The 16269-nt window shown below is 55.0% G+C and carries 18 protein-coding genes; 8 read left to right on the top strand and 10 right to left on the bottom strand.

The window, feature by feature from the left end; all coding sequences use genetic code 11:
- Positions 1-16: 16 nt before the first annotated feature.
- The 7 genes from M2119_RS01145 to purD form a co-directional block, all read right to left on the bottom strand.
- The gene (locus tag M2119_RS01145; RefSeq protein WP_280803142.1) at positions 17-886 is read right to left on the bottom strand and encodes an SGNH/GDSL hydrolase family protein; all 870 of its coding nucleotides are present in this window, start codon (positions 884-886) and stop codon (positions 17-19) included.
- 102 nt (positions 887-988) lie between these two features.
- Positions 989-1198, bottom strand: coding sequence for a heavy-metal-associated domain-containing protein (locus M2119_RS01140; protein WP_280803141.1), 210 nt, complete (start codon positions 1196-1198; stop codon positions 989-991).
- The gene (locus M2119_RS01135) at positions 1199-1801 is read right to left on the bottom strand and encodes a DUF305 domain-containing protein (protein WP_280803140.1); all 603 of its coding nucleotides are present in this window, start codon (positions 1799-1801) and stop codon (positions 1199-1201) included. It lies immediately after the preceding gene.
- An 88-nt stretch (positions 1802-1889) separates the two neighbouring features.
- Positions 1890-2366, bottom strand: a complete 477-nt coding sequence (locus M2119_RS01130) for a hypothetical protein (RefSeq protein WP_280803139.1) — start codon at positions 2364-2366, stop codon at positions 1890-1892.
- Positions 2367-2431: 65 nt separating this feature from the next.
- Positions 2432-3088, bottom strand: coding sequence for a YczE/YyaS/YitT family protein (locus tag M2119_RS01125; protein WP_280803138.1), 657 nt, complete (start codon positions 3086-3088; stop codon positions 2432-2434).
- 61 nt (positions 3089-3149) lie between these two features.
- Positions 3150-4037: a phosphoribosylaminoimidazolesuccinocarboxamide synthase gene (locus M2119_RS01120; RefSeq protein WP_280803137.1), complete on the bottom strand. Its 888-nt coding sequence runs from the start codon at positions 4035-4037 to the stop codon at positions 3150-3152.
- Complete coding sequence (gene purD, locus M2119_RS01115) at positions 4038-5306, bottom strand: phosphoribosylamine--glycine ligase (RefSeq protein ID WP_280803136.1); 1269 nt, start codon at positions 5304-5306, stop codon at positions 4038-4040.
- A 66-nt stretch (positions 5307-5372) separates the two neighbouring features.
- On the opposite strand from purD, the gene M2119_RS01110 reads away from it, so the two are divergent.
- From M2119_RS01110 to M2119_RS01090, 5 genes are all read left to right on the top strand, one after another.
- Positions 5373-6731: an FAD-dependent oxidoreductase gene (locus M2119_RS01110; RefSeq protein ID WP_280803135.1), complete on the top strand. Its 1359-nt coding sequence runs from the start codon at positions 5373-5375 to the stop codon at positions 6729-6731.
- 53 nt (positions 6732-6784) lie between these two features.
- Positions 6785-7627 carry a GGDEF domain-containing protein gene (locus tag M2119_RS01105; RefSeq protein ID WP_280803134.1) on the top strand — a complete coding sequence of 281 codons (843 nt, stop codon included), beginning with the start codon at positions 6785-6787 and terminating at the stop codon, positions 7625-7627.
- Between the two features lie 67 nt (positions 7628-7694).
- Positions 7695-8063: a response regulator transcription factor gene (locus M2119_RS01100; RefSeq protein WP_280803133.1), complete on the top strand. Its 369-nt coding sequence runs from the start codon at positions 7695-7697 to the stop codon at positions 8061-8063.
- A gap of 204 nt (positions 8064-8267) precedes the next feature.
- Positions 8268-9044 carry a HEAT repeat domain-containing protein gene (locus M2119_RS01095; protein WP_280803131.1) on the top strand — a complete coding sequence of 259 codons (777 nt, stop codon included), beginning with the start codon at positions 8268-8270 and terminating at the stop codon, positions 9042-9044.
- A gap of 190 nt (positions 9045-9234) precedes the next feature.
- Positions 9235-10521 carry a glycosyltransferase gene (locus tag M2119_RS01090; protein WP_280803130.1) on the top strand — a complete coding sequence of 429 codons (1287 nt, stop codon included), beginning with the start codon at positions 9235-9237 and terminating at the stop codon, positions 10519-10521.
- On the opposite strand, the gene M2119_RS01085 is transcribed toward M2119_RS01090, so the two are convergent.
- Positions 10487-12190, bottom strand: coding sequence for a sensor histidine kinase (locus M2119_RS01085; RefSeq protein ID WP_280803129.1), 1704 nt, complete (start codon positions 12188-12190; stop codon positions 10487-10489). The two genes, M2119_RS01090 and M2119_RS01085, sit on opposite strands and share 35 nt — an antisense overlap.
- Before the next feature lie 150 nt (positions 12191-12340).
- Here M2119_RS01085 and M2119_RS01080 point away from each other — a divergent pair, with 150 nt between their 5' ends.
- Positions 12341-13018, top strand: a complete 678-nt coding sequence (locus M2119_RS01080; RefSeq protein WP_280803128.1) for an MIP/aquaporin family protein — start codon at positions 12341-12343, stop codon at positions 13016-13018.
- The gene (locus M2119_RS01075; RefSeq protein WP_280803127.1) at positions 13011-13418 is read left to right on the top strand and encodes an arsenate reductase ArsC; all 408 of its coding nucleotides are present in this window, start codon (positions 13011-13013) and stop codon (positions 13416-13418) included. Before M2119_RS01080 ends, M2119_RS01075 begins: the two co-directional genes overlap by 8 nt.
- A gap of 54 nt (positions 13419-13472) precedes the next feature.
- On the opposite strand, the gene M2119_RS01070 is transcribed toward M2119_RS01075, so the two are convergent.
- Positions 13473-14156 (bottom strand): response regulator transcription factor, encoded by a 684-nt coding sequence (locus M2119_RS01070; RefSeq protein ID WP_280803126.1) that lies wholly within the window; start codon positions 14154-14156, stop codon positions 13473-13475.
- Entirely contained in the window at positions 14153-15295 is a 1143-nt protein-coding gene (locus M2119_RS01065) for a sensor histidine kinase (RefSeq protein WP_280803125.1), read from the bottom strand. The genes M2119_RS01070 and M2119_RS01065 overlap by 4 nt, the downstream gene beginning before the upstream one ends.
- A 177-nt stretch (positions 15296-15472) precedes the next feature.
- Between M2119_RS01065 and phoU the strand changes: the two genes are divergently transcribed.
- The gene (phoU, locus tag M2119_RS01060) at positions 15473-16138 is read left to right on the top strand and encodes a phosphate signaling complex protein PhoU (protein ID WP_280803124.1); all 666 of its coding nucleotides are present in this window, start codon (positions 15473-15475) and stop codon (positions 16136-16138) included.
- Positions 16139-16269 lie beyond the last annotated feature (131 nt).

The following is a 16269-nucleotide window of genomic DNA, read 5'->3' as shown; positions in this document are numbered from 1 at the left end:
CACACGGTATAAATACTTATTCTGCTACCAGCGACGTCTGGGGAAATGACACCTTAACGACCGGTGAAGACTGGGAGTATCGAATGGTCCATGGGTGGTCGTGAACACGAGAGAGCACGGGCCGCTTGGGATTAATGCTGTCACCCGCTGCAATGCCGCGCAGTCGGCGGGCGACGAACGGAGTGACGTGCACGTAGATCCACACCGCGTGTTCCCAGAGGCTCATCTTGTCTCGAGCTCGAGGGTGAAGAATCGGTGTTTCAACCCGGTAGGGCAGACCGAGTTTTTTGGCAGCCTTGTTTGCAACATGCGCGTGACCGCGAGGACCAAAATGAACGCGATCCTCGGACCACACTCTGAGTCGACGCAGGGTGGGACTGCGGTGAACATCAACGACGTCGACTGAATATTGCGCTGCTACGTCTTCAATAAGTTTTGTCAGTTCGCGGGAACGTTGCGTTCCTGCCTGAAGCGACCAGTGATGAATCGGATTAATGCAATTGGTCAAGAGAACAGTGATTCCCGCCGACTGGAGCTGTTCGACTGCGGACGCAAAGTTTGCTCGGACCGAGTCCCAGCTTTTCCGGGGGCGCCACAAGTCATTCGCGCCGGCCATGATGGTGACGAGATCTGGTTCCAGAGCCAAGGCTTGTTGCACCTGTTCGGTCAGGATTTCTTCTGAATTTCGACTGCGGACTGCAAGATTTGCGTAGAGGAAATCAGCATTCTCGTCGAGGGCGACCCTATTGAGGAGGACCGCAAGACGGTCAGACCAGCCGGCATACATCCGGTCCTGGGTGAAACGGTCATCACCAACACCCTCAACGAGGGAATCGCCGAGGGCTACATAGCGGCGATACGTCGATGTGTGCACACCCCACTTCACCGAAGAAAGGTAAACACTCGAGAACAGGACACGAAACGTTGGGCAAATTCGTCGTGATGGTCAAGAGCCCCCACTCAAAGTGAGGGCTCTTGACCTGCATTCTTATTCAGCGATGGCTGGATAACCCGCAGCGTCGATGGCCGCGATGACCGCATCAGGGGAGACCGGCGCATCGCTGTCTACAGTGACTGTGCCCGTGGGCAAGTCCACTGACACCTGCGTGACATGCGCAATGGCACTCACTTCTGAGGTCACACTTGCCACACAGTGTTGACACGTCATGCCGGTGGCGTGGAAGGTTGCTGTCGCCATTTACATCCCCGCCAACATCTTCTTCATCTGAGCAATTTCAGCCGTTTGGCTCTTCACAATGTTTTCACCGAGTGTTTTGGCTTCTGCATTGTTGGAGTCAATGACCATCTGCGCCATGTCAAGGGCGCCTTCATGGTGACCGATCATGCCTTCGAGGTAGAGCTTGTCAAAGGCAGGACCATTCGCCGCAGCGAGTGCGGCCATGTCACTGTCCGAGAGCATGCCGCCCATTCCCATGTCGTGCCCCATATCCATCGAGGCGTTTGCGTTGTTAATCCACCCCGTCATTTGCTCAATCTCAGGCGCTTGAGCGTCTTTGATCTGCTTGGCCAAGGCCAGAAGCTCAGGATTAGTGGTGTGGGTTTCTGCCAGCGTCGACATGTCCACGGCTTGCTGGTGGTGAGGGATCATCATCTGGGCAAACATGATGTCAGAACCTGAGAAGCCAGAAGAATTCTGGTTGTTTCCCATCATTCCGCCATCCATCATGCCGTTGGAGTCGCTTGTACTTCCGGGCATATTGATGGTGCAGCCTGCGAGTGAAACCGATGCAGCAATAGCCAATGCAGTGATTCCGGCGACGCGGTATTTCGTTGCGAACATAGTTGTATTCCTTTACGTCTAATAAGTAGGGGTGTTTACTTCTGCGCGCATCCGCGACGAATGTCGCCTGCGCGCTGTGACGTATGGCTTAGGTTCGGGAAATGCACAAGGTAGTCAGATTGACCTGGCTGGGAGGCCTGGCTCTGGCTTGGCCCCATGAGGGCAGCAGGGTTGCGAGAGGCTGCGGAAGCAGGGCTAGCTGCCCTCGGACAAGAGCTTGCCGGCAGAACCGGAGTCCAACCAAGGTGAGGAGGGTGATGCCGGCGGAGATCATGATGCCGCCGAGGACATCCATTGCGTCTATGCCGTTGTTGTTCACTGCAGGGGTTGAGCTGGAAGCTGCAGCTGTATCTGAAGGTGAGGACATCGCCATCGCGTCAGACGAGTGCGGCGTAGACATAGTCATAACGGTGCCATCAGCCATGACGTGCGTCATGGGGGCAGAAGCCTGGGATGAGCTGCCATGGGGGGCAATGCACACGGCATGAAAAACCGGGGCGAGGCCAACCAGGAACGCCACAATCACCATCGCGTAAATCGCGGGTGATCCCAAGTGACGCTTCATAGTTGTCAGTGTGACAGGTGAACCTATGAACCAGCTAGGAATGGGTTCCATCTAGCGACAGTCAGCTAGTGACCTTCTTGTTCTTCGGGTTCCTTGACCTTATCCAGGTTGAACCAGGGCATCATGACGTGTGCCACGGGCCCAATACCAAAGGCATACAGCACGGTGCCCAGCCCAATAGCTCCACCAAACGCCCACCCCAGCAACAAGACAACGACTTCAATCGCGGTGCGCACTAACCACAAGGGTTTTCCAGTGCGCCGAACCAGACCTGTCATCAGGCCATCTCGAGGCCCTGGACCTAAGCCACCGCCGACATACATGGCAATGCCCAAACCATTGATCAAGATGGCACCAACGAAGTAGAGCAGACCCCACCAGAAGTTTGCGGCAACAGGAATCACCGCGATGAAGAAGTCAATGGCTAGGCCAATGGTGATGGCGTTGAGAATCGTGCCGATACCGAGCTTTTGGCGGAGGAAATACCACAATCCCAACACGGCAAAACCCACAATAATCACCACAATTCCGATAGGAACACCGGTGATCTTGGAGAGGCCCTGGTGGAACGCATCCCACGGATCGAGACCGATGGTGGCTTGCAACATCAGGGCAAAAGCGAGGCCGCAAATGATGAGTCCCACCTCGACCAGAATGAGGCGCTTCCAGAGCGGCGCACCCGTGCGGGGAACCTCAAAGATGGCATCTAGAAAACTGGGCATGTTCTTTAGGCTAGGTGCACAGCAGCTGTGCTGTGAAAAAGTGCGCGGAAAATGTTAAGCGCTAGCTGCACATGCGAGAGATGAGTTCGCGATAGCGATCCGCGGTGCGCTCCACAATGTCCACAGGAAGCTCAGGCGGGGTGCCTTTCTTGTCCCAGTTGACTGAGAGCCAGTTGCGCACAATTTGCTTGTCAAAGCTGGTCATCTTCTCGGCAGGGGTGGCGCCCGCTGCATAGGCAGCAGCATCCCAGTAGCGAGATGAGTCAGAGGTCAGTACTTCATCCGCAAGGGTAATCACACCTGTCTCGCGGTCTCGGCCGAACTCAAACTTGGTGTCAGCCAAGATGATGCCCTTGGCCGCCGCCAACTCTGTTGCTTTGGTGAAGATCTGAAGAGAGAGGTCACGCAGAGCGGTGGCATCCTCAAGACCCACTAGCTCCACCGTGCGCTCAAAAGTGATGTTCTCATCGTGCTCTCCAAAGGGAGCTTTCCATGCGGGGGTGTAGATGGGCTCGGGGAGCTTGTCACCATCCTGAAGTCCCGCAGGAAGGGCAATGCCACACACGCTCTGGCTCTCTTGGTATTCCAACCAGCCACTGCCCGAGAGGTAGCCACGAACGACACACTCCACCGGGAACATATCCAAATTCGCAACGAGCATTGCTTTGCCCTGAACCTCTGCGGGGATGTCACCCTCACGGAGGTGGTTGGGAACACCGAGCTGATCAAACCACCACATGCTGAGCTGTGTCAGCAATTCACCTTTACCGGGGATGCCCGGTTCAAGTACGTGATCGAATGCACTCACGCGATCGCTGGCTACCACCAGTACCCGCGGAGTGGACTCGAGGGTTTCTCCGGTGGGGACATAGAGGTCACGAACCTTGCCCGAGTAGGCATGAGCCCAGCCTGGAAGATCGAGCTTCTCTCCGCCGGTGAAACCGGTCATTTACTTCACAACCTTGAGCGCGATGTCGCTGCGGAACTGTCCGCCTTCGAGCTTAATCTTGGCGAGGCCTTCGTAGGCACGCGAGCGTGCCTCGGCGAAGTCCGAACCACGGCCCACCACGCTGAGCACGCGTCCACCCTTAGCGATGAGGTCACCGTCCTGAACGGCGGTAGCGGCGTGGGTGACGTGCACACCCTCGAGCATGTTGGCGTCATCGATTCCGGTCAGCACGCGACCGGTGACTGGAGTTTCGGGGTAGTTCTCGCTGGCGAGAACTACAGTGACGACTGCTTCATCAGAGAACTCGGGGCGCTCGCGGCCAGCCAGGGTTCCTTCTGCTGAGGCCAGCATGAGTTCAGACAGCGGAGTCTTTAGACGGGGGAGAACCACTTGGGTCTCGGGGTCCCCAAAGCGTGCATTGAATTCAATAACGCGAATGCCCTTGACGGTGAGGATGAGGCCGCAATAGAGCAGACCTTGAAAGGGGGTGCCTTCCTTTTCCAACTGGCGCACGGTAGGAAGAGCAATGGTTTCGATGACCTCGGTGACGAAGGCTTCTTCGCTGCCGAACTGCTCAGCCAGCCATGGCAGCGGGGAGTAAGCACCCATGCCGCCGGTGTTGGGGCCCTCGTCATTGTCTTTCAGACGCTTGAAGTCTTGTGCAGGGGACAGCGGGAGCACATCGTGTCCGTCAGCAAACATAAACAAGGAGACTTCCTGGCCGTCGAGGAATTCCTCGATCAGCACAGAGCCTTGGGTCAAGTAGTGGGACGCGTGGGCAACAGCAGCATCGCGGTCGTGGGTGACCAGTACACCCTTGCCGGCAGCCAGGCCATCAGCCTTGATTACATAGGGTGCGCCGTAGTCATCGAGAGCAGTCTCGGCGTCGAGGAGGGTAGAAACTTTGATCGCGCGACCGGTGGGCACACCAGCTTCATCCATGATGCGCTTGGCAAACGTCTTGGAGCCTTCCAGCGCTGCAGCGGCCTGGTTGGGACCGAAAACCGGAATACCCATTTCGCGCAGAGGGTCGGCGACTCCGGCAACGAGGGGAGCCTCGGGTCCCACCACAACCATGTCCACGTCGAGACCTTCAGCTAGGAACGCGACGGCTTCAGGGTCGAGGATGTCGGTGGTCACGCACGGTACATCGTGCGCGATACCTGCGTTGCCGGGGGCAACCGTGATGTCGTGGTCGGCATTTTCAGCCAGGAGGGCAGTAACAATTGCGTGCTCGCGTGCGCCGGAGCCAAGAACCAGGATTTTCACGAGTTAAGCCTATTGCCCCCAGCTAAACTGGGAATTCACTCGACTTTATGTAAGAGGACTTTCCCCGTGACCAAGCTTCGTCTGGCCATCGTTGGCGCCGGCCCTGCCGGCATCTATGCCGCAGATATTGCTCTCAAAGCAGAGCGTGACTTTGACATCTCTATCGACCTGTTCGAACACCTGCCTGCTCCCTATGGTCTCGTTCGGTATGGCGTTGCTCCCGACCACCCTCGCATTAAGGGCATCATTGGCGCTTTGCGTGAGGTGCTCGACCGCGGAGATATTCGTCTCTTTGGAAACGTTGAATATGGCGTGGACATCACGATGGATGACCTTAAGAAGCACTACAACGCCGTGATCTTCTCCACCGGTGCCACCAAAGATGTTCCGATGGATATCCCCGGTATCGACCTCGGTGGCAGTTACGGCGCAGCTGACTTTGTCAGCTGGTACGACGGCCACCCTGACGTTCCACGCACCTGGCCCTTAACTGCTTCCTCGGTTGCCGTTCTGGGTAACGGAAACGTTGCCCTCGATGCTGCTCGCATGCTGGCCAAGCACGCCGATGATCTGCTTGTGACAGAGATTCCCGACAATGTCTACCAAGGCCTCAAGGCATCTCCGGTGACCGATGTGCACGTGTTTGGCCGCCGGGGCCCTGCGCAGGCAAAGTTCTCACCCCTGGAACTGCGTGAACTGGGTGAGCTGCGCGACGTTGACATGATCGTCTATGACGAAGACTTCGTGATTGACCCTGCAAGCCAGGCCCTTATCGACTCGAACAAGCAAGTCTTTGTTCTCAACAAGGTGATGAACGAATGGCGCACCCGCGAAACCGGGAAAGCGTCGCGTCGCCTGCACCTGCACTTCTATGCCAACCCTCTCGAACTTGTCTCCGATGCTGACGGCAACGTCGCCGCACTGCGATACGAGCGCACTGCTCCGGACGGCAACGGCAACGGCGGCGTGGTCGGTACGGGAGAAATCCGTGAGGTTGAGATTCAGGCGTTCTACCGCGCTATTGGGTATTACAGCTCCCCACTGAAGGATGTTCCTTTTGACGCCGTGAAGGGCGTTATTCCTAACCGCGAGGGCCAGGTCATCGACGAAGCGGGACAGCAGATTCCCGGCGTCTACGCCACCGGCTGGATCAAGCGAGGACCAGTTGGTCTGATTGGTCACACCAAGAGCGATGCGATGGAAACCATCGCCCACGTTCTTGGCGACCACTCAACCTGGTGGACCCCTGAGAACCCCGAAGAGGGGTCGATTGTGGACCTCATGGAATCACGCGGCATTGAATACACCACTGCTGAAGGCTGGACCAAGCTCGATGAATACGAGCAAAAGCTCGGCGAGCCAGAAGGCCGTGCACGCATCAAGGTGGTGGACCGCGAAACCATGCTGAAGGTTTCGCTCAGCTAAGTGGGCTACATTCACTGCTAAGAGTTCAACGCGTGGAAAATGGGGGAAATATCGTGAGCACAAAGAAACCGGCCTGGATTTTTAGCATTCTGTTGCCCCTCATTGCAATTGCCCTCATTCTGACCGCAGATGCACTTGAAGGACCCAAGACCGCCTACGTGGGCGTATTGGCTGTTGTTCCCATGCTCGCGGCCGTATTTGGTGGAACTATTTCCACCGCAGTTATCAGCGGAATCACCCTTGCGTCTGCAGCATTTTTTGGGATGTTGGCAAGTGACGGTAACGTTCCTGCGCAAAATGTTCGTTTGGTCATCATTGCGCTTGTAGGTGTGCTGGCGATTTGGGCCGCACGCCAACGTGAAATTCAAGAAAAAGAACGAGCTGAGATTCGAATTGAAGAGGTTCGCGCCGATCTGCTCGAGCACCACTCAACCACCGATGCCCTCACGGGGCTTCTCAATCGTCGCGGCCTCGAAGAGCACTTGTCGCAAGGGCGGAGCCCACTGTTTTTTGTTTTGGTCGATTGCGACGGATTGCGTACTATCAACCAGTCATTTGGACATTCAGCAGGTGATGAATTTCTCAACACTGTCGGGAGGCGGTTGGCGTCATCTTTCCCGGAGGCCGTCGTTGCGCGCTGGGGTGGGGATGAATTCGTCGTTCTGATTTATCAAGAATCCGAAGATGTCGAAAACCATATCGAGCGCACGCTTCAGGAAATCACTCAACGTGACGTTCACACACAGTCGGGAATGGCACCGTGTGAACTATCCGCTGGAATTACTCCGTGGGTAGCACGCAGGACCATTCAAGAAATCCTCATGTCGGCGGACCAAGCGTTATCCGAAGCAAAGAAGCGACCTGACGGAAAGCTTGCGCGCCTTCTGAGCATGTGAGTATTTGTCGAGACTTCACGGTTAGTCTGGAAGCACAGGAGTTTCTGGTAGCTAAGGGGTGGTCTGAATGAGTGCTCATCGGGTTCTGGTTGTTGATGATGACGCCGATATTCGTGACCTCGTAGCCCTGAAATTGCAAGCCTCTGGGCTGGATGTTGACACAGCGGCAGATGGCATCACTGGTCTTGAAAAAGCAACCCAACTTGGCTTTGATGCCATCGTCTTGGATGTCATGATGCCGGGAATGTCAGGAATTGATGTTCTTCAGGCACTTCGAAGTGCTGGTAACCAAACCCCCGTCATCTTGCTGACCGCAAAGACACAGGAACATGATGTGGAGGCTGGATTCAACGCGGGGGCCAATGATTATGTGTCAAAGCCGTTTAGTCCCCGAGAGTTGTTAGCACGCGTTACCTCAGTTCTTTCGCGCACATAACTCATCGGCATGAATCTATTCACGATTGATTTCTTGACGATAGCCCTGCTCTTCGTCATAGTTTTTTCGTTTGCCCTGCTCATTCTCATGATTGGGTTACGCATCATATGAAAGCTACATGAACAGCATCTCGCGCGGCTTGATGTCCGGGTCCGACCTCTCGTGCTTTCGTTGACGGTTGCTGATCCCGAGGAAATTGAGCATTTGATTGACCAAATCAAATCTTTGCGAATTTTTGCTCGCCAACAAGCACTCGATATCTCTTTCCGCATGTTGGCTGAGGTGAGCGGCGAATCACAACGCAACCTTGCCCTTCTGATGACGGAATTGGGGGCAGTTCAGAAAGCGTTCACGCGAGCGCGATCGAAAGACTCTGTCCGCCGTGCACGAGCCGCTGAGTTACTCGGTCTGGTTAATCCCGTAGGGGCAGTCGACGCACTGATTACTTTGTCGTCTGACTCAAATCGCGAGGTTCGCATGGTTGCCACACGCGCCTTGGGGAGAACAGATACTCAGTTGGCCATCAGGCAACTCGAACGTCTCTTTCAACAACCTCGCTCGGTGCCTTCCTGGATTTCTGGCAGTGCCTTGTTAGATACGGCAAGCCCGGTCGACTTTGAGCTTTCAAAATATCTTGGCCACCCCAGCCCCGTGGTCCGCCAAAATGCCGTCACTATTGCGAGCTTGATGCCTCGGTCTGACACCGGATTGCTCCTGGGCAGATGCCTGTTGGACGACCCCGATCGCCTGGTGCGTGTCATGGCAGCTCGTGCACTGGGCAGGGTGCAAATGCGAGTGGGTGTCGAACCACTTACTACTGCCGCCCTGAGCGATCCCCATAAGTCGGTCCGCATTGCAGCGACCCAGGCCCTGGCGCAATTGCCGTCACCTTGGACCTCTGACGCCCTTGTTTATCTCAAGTCACCCAAGATGGACCCTGCAGTTCAGCGCGCTGCCCTCCCCGCGCCACACGGGGTGTGACGCGTTGGATTTTTTATCGAACTTCTACGTTGCGCTCCAGGCCGGTTTTGCACAATTTGTCGCGGCCACTGCACTCCCGCTGCTCTTATATTTTTTGCTGATCAATTCTTCTTATCTGGGGTTGGTACTCCTCGCCGGAATTAAATTCGTGAAACACCTCCGGCGTGCTTCGTTTAGCCTTGATCGAACGGTGGCAGCATCACCTTTGACGCCGAGCGTGAGTGTGATCATGTCTGCTTTTAACGAAGAAGCCGTCATCGTCAGTTCGGTCCGGTCTGTATTAGACCTCCGTCATCCGCATCATGAACTCATCGTGGTCAACGATGGAAGCACAGACGCGACACTGCAGGCACTGATTGACGGTTTTGGGCTTGTAAACGACACTCGACCTATTGCCCTCACGATTCCTCTATTAGGAAGCATTCGCGGTGTGTGGACTAGCCCCCACGCTAATCTCCGCCTGACCGTTGTCGATTCCGATAATTCAGGCAAAACGGACAGCATCAATTGCGCACTGAACATTGCACGCAATGACCTCATCGCCATCGTGGATGCCGACTCCATCCTTGATCCAGATGCTCTCATCAAGGTTTCTCAACCCTTCGCTGATGATCCTGACCGGGTCATCGCCAGCGGTGGCGTCGTTCGTGTGGCAAATGGATCTCAGGTGCTCAACGGCCGTGTGGTTAATGTCCGGATGCCCTCTCGATTACTGCCTCAGATTCAAGCAGTGGAGTATCTTCGCGCTTTTCTGTTGGGACGTGCAGGATGGTCGCAGTTGGAAGCATTGATCCTGATTTCCGGGGCATTCGGGATGTTCCGCCGTGACGTGGTCATGGCAATTGGGGGGATGGATACATCCAGCATCGGTGAAGACTTCGAGCTGGTAATGCGGATGCATGAGTGGATGCGCAAACAGACCAACAAATATCGGGTTGTTTTTGTCGTAGAGCCTGTGAGCTGGACAGAGGTTCCTGAGACATTTTCAGCACTAGCTCGCCAGCGCCGCCGGTGGCATAGAGGTCTCTGGGAAGTGTTGTGGAAATACAAGCGTATGAGTTTTAACCCCCGCTACGGGGTTGTGGGAATGTTGGCTGTTCCGTACTACTGGTTTTTTGAACTCCTTGCTCCTGTCCTGGAGATTGCAGGGCTCATCATCGTTCCGCTCGGACTCGTTCTCGGCGTCATTGATCCCGTATATGTAGTGTTTTTCATCCTGATTGCCTATGTCTATGCCGTGATTGTGACGCTGGCGGCCATGGTTATTGAGGAAGCTAGCTTCCATAGATATGACCACTGGAGCGATTTGTGGAAAGCACTCTTTAGCGCTGTGGCCGAGAACTTTGGCTATCGTCAGTTGACCGCAATATGGCGAGTTCAAGGTTGGTGGCAAGCCATTCGCGGGCGCGAGGCCAGCTGGGGTGAAATGAACCGCAGTGGATTTAACGTGCAGCCGGCAGGAAAACAGTCACTGTAGTTCCGTGGCTCGGCTCGCTCTCCAGAGTGAGTTGGCCTCCGTGCGATTCCACAATTTTTTGGCAGATGGACAGCCCTAATCCCATTCCTGGAATGGAGCCATTTCGAACAGCAAGCGCACGGTAAAACTTTGTGAACAGTTGGCTTTGTTCTTCCAGTGGAATGCCCATGCCCGTGTCGGAAATGATTATTTCGGCACCTGAACGGCTCGTCGATTTCTGGACGCTGACCGTGACTGCCCCGCCCTCGGGGGTGTATTTGATGCCGTTAGAAATAAGGTTTTCAACCACTTGAGCAAGTCGGACCCTGTCTGCATTGAGCGACAGGTCGGTGAGCCCCAGTCGGGTGAGTGTGATGTTCTTTTCTTCAGCTGGACGTTGGAAGGCGATCATGGCTTCATCCACGATTTGTCCCACGTCACACTGCTCCAGGTTAAGGTCAATTTCGCCGCGCTCAGAGCGAGCGACGGTGAGCAGGTCGGTTACCAAGAGCAGGAGCCGTTGAGTATTTCTTTCAGCAACATCTAGATAGTGCTTCACATCTGAAGGCAGGTGATCTTGCTCGTCTCGGATCAATTCGAGATAGCCCGTTATCGAGGTAAGTGGAGTTCTCAGCTCGTGGGAAACAGTCGAGATAAAAGTATCTTTTGCTTCGAGAGCATCCATGAAGTTGGTGACATCTTGGAGGGCAAGAACAGCACCCAGAAAAGTACCGTCAGCTTCTTTCAGCGGTCGAGAAGTGATGGACAGCGCATATCTTTCATGCGTGCTCGGGTCACCTACCCAGTACAGAGCAGCGGTGAAACTTTCCCCGCGGAGTGATCGTGAAACCGGACCCTCGTGAGGTGGAAGTGGAGTTTCTTTATCGGCCCCAAAAAACCATCCGTGATGTTCGAGTTCTGCCGCACCTAGTTCTGTGGACGAAAGAATCGGATGGGCCCTCATGAGCTTATTGATGAGGATCTCGTTCCCTTGCGCGTCTATGACAAGCAGTCCACGGCCCACTGCCTGGACGACGGAGTCCAGCAATCGATTAGATTCGCGCTCCTGAATGACGGTGCGTTCGAGTCGGGCTTCTTGATAGAGCAGTGCCTTTTCTTTCATGGCTGTGCGCAGTGTCATCGAGTGCATGGTTCCGGCTGCTACTCCGCTGAATGCCGGGATCAACAGCAGTGCCAAGATTTCTGAGACTTCAAGTTCCTTATTTAAGAAAACATGGAAGATGACCGAAGGAAGCATGGTGAGCCCGGACATCACGAGGACGAGAACAAATCCGTAGGTTCTCTCAATAGATCCCAGCCACAGGGCAGGAATAACCGAGAGCAGAATCATGGGCGCGAGATAGATCTCGGGTTGAACGACGGAAACACAACTCAGGGCGATGTAGTCCAATATCGGGACGATTGTGATCCAGTTATCACCATCGTTGATGAGTTTGGTATTAAAAATCGTCAGCACTGTGGCGATTAGTCCTGCCAGTGCACCCACCCAGAGAGCTGGAATCTGCACAATCTCAGGGACTTGAATACCAAAGATAATGAGGCTGATCAGAAAAAACCCGGCGAAAGGCAATTGCCGGAACATGGCGTCGTAACGGGGGTGTACAGCAGGGACGAAGAGGAGTTGAGCTCTTGTCAGGCCCACTCGCGGTCCTCGCGTCTTCGCACTCATCTCTTAACCATGTCATGTTTGCGTGCGATGAGGTATCGCAGGTTTGCTGCTGGCCAGCACAGAAGAGGGTGAACTTTGGGTAAACATCGACGTTTGTCAATGTTGGGTATGTAAACATAGATATACATCGATACAAAGGAACACCGCTCTATGTCTCTTCCCGTCAAACTGCTGGGAGAATTTCTCGGAACCGCATTGCTCGTGGCAGCTGTCGTGGGTTCGGGAATCATGGCATCGGCATTGTCCGAAGACATCGGTGTGGTGTTGTTCCTCAACGCCTTCGCCACCGTGCTGGCGCTCGGTGTGCTGATTTTCCTCTTTCTGCCCATCAGCGGTGCACAGTTCAACCCTGCTGTGACTGTGATTATGGGTCTGCGCAAAGAGCTTTCTGTCACTTCGGCGCTGCTCTACATCGTCGTGCAAATCCTCGGCGGACTTACCGGTGTCGCACTCGGCAACGTCATGTTTGGTGGGGTCGCTCTCGAGTTCTCTCAGAACCCTCGAGACTCCTTCGAACTGCTCATCGGTGAAGCGGTGGCGACGGCGGGACTGATCTTCCTCATTCTGCTCACCGTCGCACGCGACAAAGCTCCCCTGCTGGCCATCCTGGTTCCAGCCTGGATTGGTGCCGCCTACTTCTTTACGTCCTCCACATCGTTCGCCAACCCGGCTGTCACGATTGCCCGCATGTTCACCAACACCTTCACCGGTATTGCACCGGCGTCGGTCGTGCCGTTTATTGCAGCCCAGATACTGGGCGCATTGATCGGGTGGGCACTTGCTCTTCTCTTCATCACACCCACACAGAAAGAGACACACAATGTCTAACTCCACCCCTACCGTGCTGTTCGTCTGCGTTCACAACGCAGGCCGCTCCCAGATGGCTGCCGGCTACCTCCAGGCACTCGCAGGTGACCGCGTCCAGGTTCTCTCTGCCGGCTCAGCCCCCAAAGACACCATCAACCCTGTCGCTGTCGAGGCAATGCTCGAGGAAGGCATCGACATCGCCAACAACACCCCCAAGGTGCTCACCGATGAAGCGGTTGAAGGCAGTGACGTGGTCATCACCATGGGCTGCGGTGATGCCTGCAAGTTCTACCCCGGTAAGCGTTACGAGGACTGGGAGCTCGAAGACCCCGCAGGCCAGGGCATCGAATCTGTGCGCCCCATTCGCGACAACATTCGTGCTCGCGTTGAGCAGCTCATCTCTGAAATCGCACCCAACTAAAACAGTAAACAAGAATCCCCCAGTATTGCTGGGGGATTCTTGTGTTTATGCTGCTTAGGAATCGAAGCGATAACCCAGACCACGCACAGTGACCAGGTGCACAGGTTCTGCAGGGTCTGCCTCAATCTTGGAACGCAGACGCTTGATGTGGACATCGAGGGTCTTGGTGTCACCGTAGTAGTCGGTACCCCAGACGCGGTCAATGAGTTGACCACGTGTGAGCACACGCCCCACGTTGCTCATCAGATATTCGAGCAGCTCAAACTCTTTGAGCGGAATCGCGACAAGTGTTCCCTGAACGTGCAGGGTGTGACGGTCGGCATCGAGCTTGATTCCGGCAATGTCGATCACGCCGTCATCATCCAGCTCGTCTTCTCGCACGTTGCGGCGAAGTACGGCCTTGATGCGGGCTAGAAGTTCACGCGTGGAGTATGGCTTGGTCACATAGTCATCCGCACCCAGTTCCAGACCCACAACCTTGTCCACCTCGGTGTCCTTGGCCGTGAGCATGATGATGGGGATGTTGGAGGTTTGGCGAATCTGGCGACACACCTCATTGCCAGGAACCTTGGGAATCATGAGATCCAGAAGAATGATGTCGAAGTTGCCGTTGGCAAAGACATCGAGAGCCAACTGGCCGTCCTCGACGACCTCAACCTCAAAACCTTCTCGGGTGAGGAGGAAGGAGAGTGGTTCACTCAGAGAACTTTCGTCCTCGACGAGCAGGATGCGTGTCACGCGGATGTTTCCTTTCCGGAATTCGCTGCTTCAGGGATGCGGATGGTGAATGTGGAACCCTTGCCCGGGGAAGACCAGACGCGGATATCGCCACCATGGTTGGAGACGATGTGTTTGACAATGCTGAGGCCCAGACCGCTACCTCCGGTGGAACGAGAGCGAGCTTGGTCTGTGCGATAGAAACGCTCGAAGACCCGTTCTGCCTCTTCTTTTGTCATGCCGATGCCTTGGTCGGTGACGGCAATTTCAATAAATGAGTTGCGACGAACAGCACCAATACCGACTTGTGAGTTGTCTGGCGAGTAGTGAACCGCATTGGCAATCAAGTTGTTGAGTGCAACAACAAGTCGGTCCTCATCACCGTAAATAATTGCGTCGAGATCTCCGCCAGCAGCCAGTTTGATATTGCGGGATTTAGCAACCACCCGGTTTTGATCAACGGCTTTGTTCACCAGTTTTTCAACGGTGACGGGTTCAAATTCTGCGAGGGCGCCTTCTGCTTGCAAACGTGAGAGCTCAATAATTTCTCGAGTAATTGCTCCGAGTCGGTGTGCTTCGTTAGACAAACTTTCTGCAAAATGGCGAACCATGTCTGGGTCGTCGGCTGCTTCTTGCAGTGCTTCCGCGAGCAAGCCCACGGACGCAATAGGTGTTTTGAGCTCGTGGCTGACGTTGGCGACGAACTCTCTGCGTACGTCATCGAGGCGTTGGTATTCTCCACGATCAATAACGGTCAAAAGAATGAAGCGGTTACGAAACGGCGAGGCATGAACGGTCACGGTGAGAGTGGCATCACCCAGGGGGCCGCGAGAGATTTGAAAGTCTTCTTGGGAGACCGTCTTGCCCCGGGCAGCTTGTTCAGCTATGACAACAAGTTCGGGCAGCAGCAAACGGCGCTGGCCGTGAAGATTGAGTCTGCCTGAACCCTCAGACGCCACGAGGACGTTTAACGACGTGTCCAGAATCATGACGGCACCATCGAGTTTGCTCACGAGTTGAGCGACACCTCGAGGAAGGTCACCAGAAGTTTTTTCGTTGTCTATCCTGCGTTGTTTCAGAACCCACAGAATGAGGAGAACGATAGCCACACCTGCGACGGCTCCCACGGCGAGGGCGAGCAATACCACTGTGGCTGACATGATGCTATAACGCTAACCCACCCAAAGCCTCCCTCAAAAAGAAAAAGGCCAGGAGTAGGCTTGAAATGTCAACTGTTAACCAGACTCGCTATCTTCGTTAACCTGTGGGACAGGTGTCCTTCACCCCCACACGGCTAACTGAGTAGCGGTTGACCATCACTATTTAAAGGAATCCACATGCGCGACGTGTTTCAGCAAGAACTTCACGAAGTTCAGCAGCGCCTTGTAGAGATCGCCGAACTCGTTGCAGAAGCAATGCGCAAGGGAACTACAGCATTTCAGACCAGCGACATCGCTCTCGCAGAGCAGGTCATCGAAGAGGATGGCCGCATTGATGAGCTTGCCCTCACCTTGGATGAACTGTCCATTCAGATTCTTGCCCGCCAGCAGCCCGTAGCCCGCGACCTTCGCGTCGTCGTCAGCGCACTGCGCATGAGCGCATCACTGGAGCGCATGGGCGACATGGCAGAGCACCTGGCTCAGCTCACCCGCTACCGCTTCCCCGACAAGGTCATTGCAAAGGGCCTTCGTTCTACGTTCAAGGAAATGGGCGAGCTCGACATCAAGATTGCGGAGAAGCTCATCAAGATGCTCAAGACCCAGGACCTCAAGTTTGTTGATGCCATTCGTGACATCGATGACCAGATCGACGCGTTGCACTTGTCCGTCTTTGACAAGGTATTGAGCGAAGCATGGGGCGGAACCTCGATGGACACCGTCGACGCCACTCTAGCTAGCCGCTACTACGAGCGCTTTTCTGATCACGCGATCTCGATTGCGCGCAAGGTGAAGTACCTTTCCACCGGTGAATGGGCTCCTGAGCTCGGTGCTCAAGAAGACTAAATTCCTTCTGCACAAATGCCCTGCTTCGGCGGGGCATTTGTCATTAAGTTTCGCTGCTCCCAACTGGTGAAAAACCGTTCACCTGTTGTTTACCTTGCGTGTGCCGATAGGTCACCCGGCTGTCTTACCGT

Origin of the sequence: Aurantimicrobium minutum, assembly GCF_029894165.1 — a bacterium.
GTDB lineage: Bacteria > Actinomycetota > Actinomycetes > Actinomycetales > Microbacteriaceae > Aurantimicrobium > Aurantimicrobium minutum_A.
The sequence above is the reverse complement of the archived record's forward strand: the minus strand, read 5'-3'. Positions and strand labels throughout refer to the sequence as shown.

Bases quoted from the DNA above. Each gene is read 5' to 3' on its own strand.
- M2119_RS01140 (WP_280803141.1), bottom strand. From the start codon at position 1,198: ATGGCGACAGCAACCTTCCACGCCACCGGCATGACGTGTCAACACTGT.
- M2119_RS01135 (WP_280803140.1), bottom strand. From the start codon at position 1,801: ATGTTCGCAACGAAATACCGCGTCGCCGGAATCACTGCATTGGCTATT.
- M2119_RS01130 (WP_280803139.1), bottom strand. From the start codon at position 2,366: ATGAAGCGTCACTTGGGATCACCCGCGATTTACGCGATGGTGATTGTG.
- M2119_RS01125 (WP_280803138.1), bottom strand. From the start codon at position 3,088: ATGCCCAGTTTTCTAGATGCCATCTTTGAGGTTCCCCGCACGGGTGCG.
- M2119_RS01120 (WP_280803137.1), bottom strand. From the start codon at position 4,037: ATGACCGGTTTCACCGGCGGAGAGAAGCTCGATCTTCCAGGCTGGGCT.
- M2119_RS01100 (WP_280803133.1), top strand. From the start codon at position 7,695: ATGAGTGCTCATCGGGTTCTGGTTGTTGATGATGACGCCGATATTCGT.
- M2119_RS01085 (WP_280803129.1), bottom strand. From the start codon at position 12,190: ATGAGTGCGAAGACGCGAGGACCGCGAGTGGGCCTGACAAGAGCTCAA.
- M2119_RS01080 (WP_280803128.1), top strand. From the start codon at position 12,341: ATGTCTCTTCCCGTCAAACTGCTGGGAGAATTTCTCGGAACCGCATTG.
- M2119_RS01075 (WP_280803127.1), top strand. From the start codon at position 13,011: ATGTCTAACTCCACCCCTACCGTGCTGTTCGTCTGCGTTCACAACGCA.
- M2119_RS01065 (WP_280803125.1), bottom strand. From the start codon at position 15,295: ATGTCAGCCACAGTGGTATTGCTCGCCCTCGCCGTGGGAGCCGTCGCA.
- phoU (WP_280803124.1), top strand. From the start codon at position 15,473: ATGCGCGACGTGTTTCAGCAAGAACTTCACGAAGTTCAGCAGCGCCTT.